Below are 10,387 nucleotides of genomic sequence, written 5' to 3'. Positions count from 1 at the left end.
CTATTACCTCGCTATGTTTCTTGAGTGATAAACCGTTCTGATTTTAGCTTATAGCCACTAGAAGTCTTGCCCACCTGTAAGGGCGAACGGTCTTGCCCACCTGTAGGGGCGAACGGTCTTGCCCACCTGTAGGGGCGAACGGTATTGCCCACCTGTAGGGGCGAACGGTCTTGCCCACCTGTAAGGGCGAACGGTCTTGCCCACCTGTAAGGGCGAACGGTATTGCCCACCTGTAGGGGCGAACGGTCTTGCCCACCTGTAAGGGCGAACGGTCTTGCCCACCTGTAGGGGCGAACGGTCTTGCCCACCTGTAAGGGCGAACGGTATTGCCCACCTGTAGGGGCGAACGGTATTGCCCACCTGTAGGGGCGAACGGTATTGCCCACCTGTAAGGGCGAACGGTATTGCCCACCTGTAGGGGCGAACCGCCGTTCGCCCCTACTCTTTTCTTTTCTCTCTGATTCACGTTGCGGATGCCATATCGCTGGCTTCTCCCACTTGGGTTAACTCTTGCATCCCAAAAATCGCCGCATCGTGAAAATAATATTTGAACTCCAGCAAATTGTAAAACGGGTCTTGCAAAAAGAAAGTCCGATGTTCCAAGGGTTCGCCAGGAAACCGATGTTTTGGCTGCTGATAAAACGTAAGTTGTTGCTGTTTCGCCCGGTTCAGCAATGCTTCCCAGTCCTGTTCCTGGCTAAAAACTAGGCCAAAATGTCGCGGATAAATGCCCTTTTGGGGCGTGAGTGGTTCTTTAGTCACATGAGCCACGAGTTGATGGCCGTATAAGTTCAGAATCATGGAGTTGGGGGTCTGACGACCCACGGCACAACCCAAACCATCGACGTAAAATTCTGCGGTTTTGGCTAAATCAGCGACGGGAAAGGCAAAATGGAAGATAACTTGATTCATCGAATGTAAAAATGTCAGAGTTTCTCTCTTATTATCCGGTTTTGCTTAATCCTTGGGTGGTGGCGATTCTACTAAATACGGTTTTAATTGGCGGCGCTTCACCTTTTTTGAAAAAATTACTCACCCCAGGGGGAATTTTCCATGCTTGGATTTTGGGGGTGTTGATTTGGGGCAGTTTAAATTGGCCCGGATATCTGGTGGTGGTGTTTTATTTTCTGGTTGGTTCTGGTGTGACCCGCATTGGTATCGCGGAAAAAGAAGCGGCAGGCATTGCGGAAAAACGCCAGGGGGCTAGAGGCCCAGAAAATGTTTGGGGTTCGGCGTTGACGGCGACGGTTTGTGCTTTGGGAGTGGCGATGCCCTTTAGCGGATCCGGAAAGGGAATCGCCGCCTTATTAATGCTGGCTTATGTGGCCAGTTTTAGCACTAAACTGGCGGATACTTGTGCCAGCGAAGTGGGCAAAGTTTACGGCCAACGGACATTTTTAATTACCACCTTCCAGCCTGTTCCCAAAGGTACTGAAGGCGCCGTTAGTTTAGAGGGCACTCTCGCCGGAATTCTCGCTTCAGGAGCGATCGCTTTGGTTGGTTGGGCTGTGGGTTTAATTAGTCTGCCCGGCATATTCCTTTGTATGATTGCGGCTTTTATTGCTACCAATTTAGAAAGTGTGATTGGGGCAACTTTGCAATCCCGTTACACCTGGTTAACCAATGAAATCGTTAATATCATTAACACCACTATTGGCGCGATCGCCGTGATTCTATTGGCCTTAGTTTTACCTATTTGATACCAAATTTATCCCGTGAGCGATGGCATTCAATCTCTGCAATACAATGCAATACGGCGATCGCACTACAGGTGAGAAGCGCGTTACACAGAACGTAGTACACAGAATATTTATATTCGGCTTGGGGTGGTGCGTTCCCAAATAAGATGCCATGAGATGCCATGCCCAATTCACAAAAGTTTCAGGGAAGGCAGGGCGCAAGTGCGAAGAGGTAGCAACCCGCCCTCCCTGGCAGATAGGTAAAAAAAATGTAAAATTTTAATAACTTTAATAACAATTTTTTAATAATCTTGCCGCTCGCCAAAAACGAGGTTAAATTGATACTAATACCCGACGTATCTACCCCAGTACCATTAACCCGCGTCTAGGATTAATCGCTTTACTCACTTTATTAACCAGTTTAACCTTAACAATTCCCTCTCCACTCCTATTGGGGAAAAAATTTGAGATGGGTAATGGAGTATTCGCCCAAACAGTTACAGAACGAAAAGCCGAAGCAGACCGATTATTAGAGCAGGGAATACAACAATATACAACTAGCCAATACCAAGCCGCAATTCAGTCTTTAGAAACTGCATTAAACATTTTCCGTGAAATCGGCGATCGCAATGGAGAAGGAACTGCTCTCAATAATTTGGGTCTTGCTTACAATAGCTTAGGACAATATCAAAAAGCAATTGAGTTTTATCAACAGTCTTTAACTATTAAACGTGAAATCGGCGATCGCAATGGAGAAGGAGGTGCTCTCAATAATTTGGGTAATGCTTACGATAGCTTAGGACAATATCAAAAAGCAATTGAGTTTTTTCAACAGTCTTTAACTATTGCCCGTGAAATCGGCGATCGCAATGGAGAAGGAACTGCTCTCAATAATTTGGGTCTTGCTTACAATAGCTTAGGACAATATCAAAAAGCAATTGAGTTTTTTCAACAGTCTTTAACTATTGCCCGTGAAATCGGCGATCGCAATGGAGAAGGAAATGCTCTCAATAATTTGGGTAATGCTTACTATAACTTAGGACAATATCAAAAAGCAATTGAGTTTTTTCAACAGTCTTTAACTATTGCCCGTGAAATCGGCGATCGCAATGGAGAAGGAAATGCTCTCAATAATTTGGGTAATGCTTACTATAACTTAGGACAATATCAAAAAGCAATTGAGTTTTATCAACAGTCTTTAACTATTAAACGTGAAATCGGCGATCGCAATGGAGAAGGAGGTGCTCTCAATAATTTGGGTAATGCTTACGATAGCTTAGGACAATATCAAAAAGCAATTGAGTTTTATCAACAGTCTTTAACTATTAAACGTGAAATCGGCGATCGCAATGTAGAAGGAATTGCTCTCAATAATTTGGGTATTGCTTACAAGAGCTTAGGACAATATCAAAAAGCAATTGAGTTTTATCAACAGTCTTTAACTCTTGCCCGTGAAATCGGCGATCGCAATGGAGAAGGAGGTGCTCTCAATAATTTGGGTAATGCTTACGATAGCTTAGGACAATATCAAAAAGCAATAGAGTTTTATCAACAGTCTTTAACTATTAAACGTGAAATCGGCGATCGCAATGTAGAAGGAATTGCTCTCAATAATTTGGGTATTGCTTACAAGAGCTTAGGACAATATCAAAAAGCAATTGAGTTTTTTCAACAGTCTTTAACTATTGCCCGTGAAATCGGCGATCGCAATGGAGAAGGAGGTGCTCTCAATAATTTGGGTAATGCTTACGATAGCTTAGGACAATATCAAAAAGCAATTGAGTTTTATCAACAGTCTTTAACTATTAAACGTGAAATCGGCGATCGCAATGTAGAAGGAATTGCTCTCAATAATTTGGGTATTGCTTACAAGAGCTTAGGACAATATCAAAAAGCAATTGAGTTTTATCAACAGTCTTTAACTCTTGCCCGTGAAATCGGCGATCGCTATGGAGAAGGAGGTGATCTCAATAATTTGGGTCTTGCTTTGTTTAAATTGAAGAATTTTCCTGAAGCTGAAAAATATCTGTTTTCTAGTCTCGAAGTTAAGGAATCTCTGCGACAAGGAATTCAAGACGACCTCGATAAAGTATCTCTTTCCGACACTCAACGCAATTCCTATAATCTGCTTCAACAAGTTTTAATTGCTCAAAATAAAACTGAGCCAGCTTTAGAAGTTTCTGAACGAGGTCGGGGGAGAGCGTTAGTCGAGTTATTAACTCAACGATTCAACCCCAATTCAGAACCCTTTTCTCCGGTTGTTTCTTTAGCCCAACTCCAAGCCATTGCTCGACAACAAAATGCAACAATTGTTCAATATTATTGGATTTTTGATGAATTTTAACGTAAACAACAATACCGAGAATCAGAATTATATATTTGGGTAATTAAGCCCACAGGAGAATAGGTTGGGGGTCAAAAATGCGAGAACCATGTCCAGAATAGTGATAAAAGAATCCCTACCCACATCTCCCGGCTTGGCTTGTTTGATTAAGTATTCTTCAAAGGCGGTTAAAATGCCGTCGCGAGTGGCTTGTTGGTCTTCTAATATGTAGATGTCTTTGGGGTTAAAACCGAAGCGGTGGATGAGTAGTTCTTGCTGTAAATATATGTCGTTGACACAGCCATTTAAAGGTTGTTTGCTATAGCTGTTAATTCCTACCAGTAAGGCAAGTTTGCGGGAGGTACTCTGGGCTAAAACTTGGCGATGGCGTTGGGCTTGTCGGTGGAATAAAACCGGATCCAGTCCTAGGGTGGCTAGGGCGGCGCCTAGGAACTGTAGAAAGTGACGGCGGGTAGAATTACTCATGGCTTTAATTGGGATATTTTGATAAAGTTATATGGGCATCTATATGAGATATTTTGGTTAGGGATTATTTTATAGGACTTACGCAAATCTAGGATTTAATCACTATATATATTGCATGGTGGCCAATGCCCACCCTACATATATATTAGCTGCTATCGTCCTGTTTTATTCAAGATGATAATTCAATATGATAATTTAATATTATAAATTCTGGATAATTTATGGGGTGAAGCTGGTTTAAATTGTTTATTTGATGTGCAGATTATTATAAATGTTGTTAATGGCTTTCTCGTCGGGTATAATGATTATCATTATGCGCTACAAGTATTTTCTACCATTTACAAAAATTCATCCAACAGCCCCTAACATTCGTAAGGTGGGCTACTATGAAGAGAGGAAAGAGAGGAGAGAAAAGAGAGGGGAGAAAAGAGAGGGGAGAGGACTTTTTCCTCTTTCATCAGCATCCTCTATCCTATTTCCTCTATCCTCAATTCATCCAACAGCCCCTAACATTCGTAAGGTGGGCTACTATGAAGAGAGGAAAGAGAGGAGAGGAAAGAGAGGAGAGAAAAGAGAGGGGAGAAAAGAGAGGGGAGAGGACTTTTTCCTCTTTCATCAGCATCCTCTATCCTATTTCCTCTATCCTCTATCCTATGCATCCTCCGATGTGTGTGGATTTTTGCCTACCCTACAATCTAAATACTAAAATGTTTTATATTGATAATTGATGATTGATGATTGTAGCTTTTATAGGAAACCGCCCAACCCCCCTTTTTTTAGTTTTTTAAGGGGGGATTTCTAGGCTGGTGCAAGAAGTCTAATAGACTAATGATTTATCTGGGAATATTTCAGGAATATTTCTTCTCGCTGAGGGGGACTTTTCGGGGGCGGGTCAGGGAGAAACCAACGAGCAGTATGGAGAATCAGCCCCGATCGCGCGTTGCTCAAGCGAGAGAATCGCGTATCAAGGCTTTTTCCGGTCAAACACCCATTGAGTCATTATTTGGGTGGGCGCCGTCTTTGTAAAAATTCGGGAATATCTAATCCTCCGGTTTGGGTGGGTGGTTTGGGTTGTGGACTGGGTTCGACAGGATTGACAGTTCTTGGGGCTGAGGCTTCTCTTCTAAAAGAAGGTGGCGGTGGTGGCACCGTTCGCGATTTTTGGGGTAGGGGCTGCGGTTCATTAGAGAATCCAGTGGCAATCACAGTCATTCTAATTTCGCCCTGAAGTCGTTCGTCAATTACCGCGCCAAAAATAATATTCGCGTTCGGGTCTACCACCTCATAGATAATGTCTGCCGCTGCACTGACTTCATGGAGGGTCAGATCCCCACCGCCGGTAATGTTAAACACCACACCTTTAGCGCCTTCGATAGAAGCTTCCATTAAGGGAGAAGATATCGCCGCCATTGCTGCTTCTCTAGCTCTGGACTTGCCGGAACCGGTGCCAATTCCCATCAAAGCGGATCCGGCATCCGCCATGATCGCTCGCACGTCTGCAAAGTCCACGTTGACCATACCGGGAATGGTAATGATGTCTGATATGCCTTGCACCCCTTGCCGGAGGATATCATCCGCCACCCGGAAAGCTTCTTGCACGGGAGTTTGTTCAGAAATCACGTGCAGTAGGCGATCGTTGGGAATAATAATTAGAGTATCGACCCGACCTTGCAAAGCGGCAATCCCTTCTTCCGCTTGGCTGGTGCGCCGCCGTCCTTCAAAATTAAATGGCCGAGTCACTACCCCAACGGTCAAAGCGCCAACTTCTTTGGCTGCTTCAGCCACAATGGGGGCGGCACCAGTCCCCGTTCCGCCTCCCATTCCGGCAGTAATAAACACTAAGTCAGATCCATCTAAGGCAGCGGCGATTTCATCTCGGGATTCTTCGGCTGCCTTTTGACCAATGGCAGGATTGCCCCCAGCCCCCAGACCTCGGGTGAGTTTTTGCCCAATTTGTAGGCGTTTTGGGGCATTGGCTTGGGTTAAAGCTTGAGCATCAGTATTGATGCCCCAAAACTCTACCCCGGATACTTCGCTGGCGATCATGCGATTGACGGCATTACAACCACCGCCACCCACACCAATCACTTTAATTCTGGCTATACTACTTGGCACAATTTCGCGGCTCCTAGGTTCTTCTTTAGGGGGAGTTTTTTCGCGCCAAATTGGATCTAAATTTTGTCCCCCATACAATCCAACATTATTGAATGGATTGGAGTTTTCCGCATTAGCTGGCGGTAAACTCGTTGTTTCTTGAGCATGGGGACTTTCATGGACCGGCCCTAGTGAATTATTTAGTGTCATGGGGATAGGCAAGGGTAGATATGTAAGAAAGTAAACAGGATCGATAATTTGCTTTGCGCGCTCCCAAGCGCGACTTCGAGTCAACTATAGGCTAAGTTGGAGGGTAAAACCAACCATGCCGTCAGGATTCATAGAAAATTCGTTGGCGCCAGATAAATGACTAACTGCTAATTATAGTTAGTTTTAGGGAGTTTTCCGAATTGTGGGCTTTTGTGGGTTTTTGAGATCAATATAATCGATTTGGCTAGGATTTACCTGTGCGGGTAAATTACGCATTTTATCAAGGATATGCAGTTGTTCGACTAGCTGAGAAGTTTGTCCGCCACAATGTACGATTCCTAGTTCGGTTTTGAGGATTAAGTTGCTCGGATCGCGCCAATCAATTTCATAAATTTTCATTGGGCTGCGATTGATGGCTTGATACACTTGTAACCAATAGGGTTGATATCGCTTGGGGTCGCCAATTACGGTTAAGGTGGGTAGCTGAAGAAACTGATCGGGACTGATGTCACCGCCTTGGGAGATCCAAACCCCATTTTCATCGAGTAATCCGATTTGAGCATTCTGACTCAGGGGAGGAATGGGGTGATTTTTTTGCTGGGCTGAGGGTGGTTTTTGTACTGTAGATGATGGAACTTGGGCGATCGCCACTGGACGCTTTTCCTGCACTTCCACAATTAATTTTGGTGGAAATAACTTACGAGTGACATTAGCTTGGGCGATCGGCCCGCTGGACTCTAGTTTTTCCGCAATCTCTTGAGGGTTTAATTGTAGCAAAGATGTGGGATAAGTGATCGGCAGCAAAGATTTCACAGCTTGGGCTGAAAGAAATTGGTTGCCAGAAATGACAACTTCATTGGCTTGATAAATAAACCAATCGGGTCGAGTCGTGAACCAAACCAGTCCCCCGGTTAAACTGCCAATGATCAAGACTTGCCACGCGGTGTGAAAAAATTTGCGTCGCCGCTGCTGCCGCACTAACCGACGACGACGGGCTAATTGAGCCGGAGATACTGAAGAGATGTTCGCCATCAATTACCTCTGAAGAGACTAGAATTAAGAGCAGAATTAAGAGCATATATTAAGGAGTGAAGCGCCTGGGTGATTCTTTGATCCATCACTAGACGTAAGCCCAAAAGGTATCAGCTATCAGCTATCAGTATTCAGCTAAAGGCTAAAGGCTAACGGCTTATGGGGTGATCACCAGTGTCTATTTTAAACGGATTTAAACGGATTTAAACGGATTTAACCCGGTTCGCTACCCCTGTGATTCAGTTCCCAGTTTCACCAGTTCCCACGGGTCTGGCGACTTAGGGGAGGGGTCTAACCCCACAGGATTCATACCCATCAGGGGTGATCCATCGGACACATAAAAGACCAGAAAATGTCAAGATCCTAGTTGCTGGATACCAAAACCACCTAACCTAATTGGCGATCTGAACCAGACCAGTTATAAATGACAAAAGAATAGCCGTTCGGGAGGCGATCGGGGAATGACATTAAATTTTGCAGAATTTTATAAAGCCTGTAATCCCACGAAAACCATCGATATGGGGAATGAACAGGAGCGGAAATACTATATTGATTTTTCTAAAGTCCGAGGCAGTGATAGCACTAGAGAATTAGAAAGAACTATTACCCGCTTATCCGGTGGAGAACCGACCTGTCAGTTATTTTCAGGACATATTGGTTGCGGCAAGTCCACAGAGTTATTTCGCCTCAAAGAACAGTTGGTGCAAAAAGGATATCATGTGGTCTATTTCGAGTCTTCTGAAGACTTGGATATGGCCGACGTAGATATTAGTGATATTTTATTGGCGATCGCCCGCCAAGTTAGTGAAAGTTTACAAAAAATTTCCCTCCAGTTAGAACCAAAAGGCTTTAAAGCGCTGCTTAAAGGTGCGGCTCAAATTTTGCAAACCCCCATTGAACTCAGCGGGGAAGCGGGAATTGCCGGATTAGGGACAATCAGTGTCAGCACCGAAAATGCAGAAATTGGTTTTTCCTTGCCTGGGGGAATTGGCAAAATTACCGCCAAAGCCAAAGATTCTCCCGCAGAACGTTCTCGATTAAGACAATATCTAGAACCCCGGACAAATAATATCTTAGATGCGATTAACTCCGAGTTGCTCGATCCGGCCACAAAATTCCTGAAAGAACAGGGGAAACAAGGACTGGTGGTGATTGTGGATAACCTAGACCGGGTGGATAGTTCCCCCAAACCCACCGGCAGAACTCAACCGGAATATTTATTTGTGGATCGAGGCGATCAGTTACGCAAGCTGAATTGTCACATGGTGTACACCATTCCTTTGAGTTTAATTTTTTCCAATGACTTTGGTCGCTTAACCAGTCGATTTGGTTTGAAGCCGAAGGTTTTACCAATGGTGCCAGTGCAACATCGCAATGGTGAAGATTGTGATGAAGGCATGAATCTACTTCGACAGATGGTTTTAGCCAGAGCTTTTCCTGATATTGAGCCGGAAAAACGCTTAGAGTTAATTTCCGAGTTATTTGACGAACCAGAAACATTAGATCGGTTATGCCGAGTCAGCGGCGGTCATGTGCGGAATCTGCTGGGGTTACTCTATAGTTGTTTACAACAAGAGGATCCGCCGTTTGAACGCAACTTATTAGAAGATGTGATCAAAGAATATCGCGATGATCTGTTGGCCGCAATTTGCGATCAAGAATGGCAATTGATGTTTCAAGCTTTGGAAAATAAAACCGTTCGCGGCGATGATGATTATCAAATTTTGCTGCGGAGTATGTTTCTGTTTGAGTACCGCGATCGCGAAGGTCGTTGGTATTGGGTAAATCCCCCCTTAGCAGAATCGAGTCAATTTAAAGCTTGGTTAACATCGTCTTCTCAACCAGCCGCATCTTCTGAAACACTGGCTTGAATTTTGCCTGGCTTGACGCCTCAATATTAGACATCTCCAGTAATTGCCTGTTACTCCAGTCCGTTCGCTCTCGCGGCGCGGATGCGCCATCCTTTATATCTGATTTGTGGAGATGTCTATTTATTGGTTATCTATTGGTTATTTTTTCAATTTGGTTGCATATTGATTATATGCTATACGCTTGTAAACGCTGACGATTCTGACCGTCGATCGAGAAATTTCTTACAGTGGTTTTCTACTGAGTAAACCACACCCATCCGCCATCGTTTTAACGATGGCGGCTTCATAGCACAAGCCTGCCTCCACGAAGGCTGCCATCGCCGGTTTTAGCTGACTGAAATGTTGTAGGGGTCAACGGCCGTTGACCCCTACAACGGCCGTTGACCCCTACAACGGCCGTTGACCCCTACAACGGCCGTTGACCCCTACAACGGCCGTTGACCCCTACTGAAATTTTGCACCAGTTGCAACAACCGACGGGAAGACGATTCCCAGGCGGTTAATGCGGTTTATCTACCTGAAAAGCGCTGCAAGAATTCATCTCGCGGGAAAAAACGAAATTTGAACATTGAGTAACTTTGTTACTCATAAACAGTAACAAAATTTGTTACCCAAAATCTTTTGCCCATTCATAGAGCAATTGCTAAGACACTGCGAATGTTCGCCAGTCCGCAGACCAGTAGACTAATTGA

General features: G+C 44.5%; 9 protein-coding genes. 4 read left to right on the top strand and 5 right to left on the bottom strand.

Features of this window, described 5'->3' with window-relative positions:
• Positions 1 to 43: 43 nt before the first annotated feature.
• Both ABWT76_RS30620 and ABWT76_RS30615 read right to left on the bottom strand, forming a co-directional pair.
• Complete coding sequence (locus ABWT76_RS30620; RefSeq protein WP_354635436.1) at positions 44 to 466, bottom strand: hypothetical protein; 423 nt, start codon at positions 464 to 466, stop codon at positions 44 to 46.
• Positions 463 to 912 carry a VOC family protein gene (locus tag ABWT76_RS30615; protein WP_054467084.1) on the bottom strand — a complete coding sequence of 150 codons (450 nt, stop codon included), beginning with the start codon at positions 910 to 912 and terminating at the stop codon, positions 463 to 465. Before ABWT76_RS30615 ends, ABWT76_RS30620 begins: the two co-directional genes overlap by 4 nt.
• Positions 913 to 923: 11 nt before the next feature.
• Between ABWT76_RS30615 and ABWT76_RS30610 the strand changes: the two genes are divergently transcribed.
• Together ABWT76_RS30610 and ABWT76_RS30605 are read left to right on the top strand one after the other, a co-directional pair.
• The gene (locus tag ABWT76_RS30610) at positions 924 to 1,700 is read left to right on the top strand and encodes a TIGR00297 family protein (RefSeq protein ID WP_054467083.1); all 777 of its coding nucleotides are present in this window, start codon (positions 924 to 926) and stop codon (positions 1,698 to 1,700) included.
• Positions 1,701 to 2,148: 448 nt separating this feature from the next.
• Positions 2,149 to 4,023: a tetratricopeptide repeat protein gene (locus ABWT76_RS30605; RefSeq protein ID WP_354635435.1), complete on the top strand. Its 1,875-nt coding sequence runs from the start codon at positions 2,149 to 2,151 to the stop codon at positions 4,021 to 4,023.
• Positions 4,024 to 4,050: 27 nt separating this feature from the next.
• Here the strand turns inward: ABWT76_RS30605 and ABWT76_RS30600 are convergent, their stop codons facing one another.
• Positions 4,051 to 4,488 carry a caspase family protein gene (locus ABWT76_RS30600; RefSeq protein WP_054467015.1) on the bottom strand — a complete coding sequence of 146 codons (438 nt, stop codon included), beginning with the start codon at positions 4,486 to 4,488 and terminating at the stop codon, positions 4,051 to 4,053.
• A gap of 301 nt (positions 4,489 to 4,789) precedes the next feature.
• Here ABWT76_RS30600 and ABWT76_RS30595 point away from each other — a divergent pair, with 301 nt between their 5' ends.
• Positions 4,790 to 5,194: a hypothetical protein gene (locus ABWT76_RS30595; RefSeq protein ID WP_156331822.1), complete on the top strand. Its 405-nt coding sequence runs from the start codon at positions 4,790 to 4,792 to the stop codon at positions 5,192 to 5,194.
• Between the two features lie 293 nt (positions 5,195 to 5,487).
• Here ABWT76_RS30595 and ftsZ read toward each other — a convergent pair whose 3' ends face one another.
• Both ftsZ and ABWT76_RS30585 read right to left on the bottom strand, forming a co-directional pair.
• Entirely contained in the window at positions 5,488 to 6,792 is a 1,305-nt protein-coding gene (gene ftsZ, locus ABWT76_RS30590) for a cell division protein FtsZ (protein WP_054467071.1), read from the bottom strand.
• A 183-nt stretch (positions 6,793 to 6,975) separates the two neighbouring features.
• On the bottom strand, positions 6,976 to 7,824 hold the full coding sequence (locus tag ABWT76_RS30585; RefSeq protein WP_054467017.1) for a cell division protein FtsQ/DivIB: 849 nt from the start codon (positions 7,822 to 7,824) through the stop codon (positions 6,976 to 6,978).
• 461 nt (positions 7,825 to 8,285) lie between these two features.
• On the opposite strand from ABWT76_RS30585, the gene ABWT76_RS30580 reads away from it, so the two are divergent.
• Positions 8,286 to 9,695, top strand: coding sequence for an AAA family ATPase (locus ABWT76_RS30580; protein WP_054467018.1), 1,410 nt, complete (start codon positions 8,286 to 8,288; stop codon positions 9,693 to 9,695).
• Positions 9,696 to 10,387 lie beyond the last annotated feature (692 nt).

Source organism: Planktothricoides raciborskii GIHE-MW2, from assembly GCF_040564635.1.
In the GTDB taxonomy this organism is placed as follows: Bacteria; Cyanobacteriota; Cyanobacteriia; order Cyanobacteriales; family Laspinemataceae; genus Planktothricoides; species Planktothricoides raciborskii.
Note: the sequence above shows the minus strand (reverse complement) of the source record. Positions and strands in the feature narration are given on the sequence as shown.

Coding starts and splice junctions, on each gene's coding strand:
- ABWT76_RS30595 (WP_156331822.1), top strand. CDS start 4,790: ATGATTATCATTATGCGCTACAAGTATTTTCTACCATTTACAAAAATT.
- ABWT76_RS30615 (WP_054467084.1), bottom strand. CDS start 912: ATGAATCAAGTTATCTTCCATTTTGCCTTTCCCGTCGCTGATTTAGCC.
- ABWT76_RS30585 (WP_054467017.1), bottom strand. CDS start 7,824: ATGGCGAACATCTCTTCAGTATCTCCGGCTCAATTAGCCCGTCGTCGT.
- ABWT76_RS30610 (WP_054467083.1), top strand. CDS start 924: ATGTCAGAGTTTCTCTCTTATTATCCGGTTTTGCTTAATCCTTGGGTG.
- ABWT76_RS30600 (WP_054467015.1), bottom strand. CDS start 4,488: ATGAGTAATTCTACCCGCCGTCACTTTCTACAGTTCCTAGGCGCCGCC.
- ABWT76_RS30580 (WP_054467018.1), top strand. CDS start 8,286: ATGACATTAAATTTTGCAGAATTTTATAAAGCCTGTAATCCCACGAAA.
- ftsZ (WP_054467071.1), bottom strand. CDS start 6,792: ATGACACTAAATAATTCACTAGGGCCGGTCCATGAAAGTCCCCATGCT.
- ABWT76_RS30605 (WP_354635435.1), top strand. CDS start 2,149: ATGGGTAATGGAGTATTCGCCCAAACAGTTACAGAACGAAAAGCCGAA.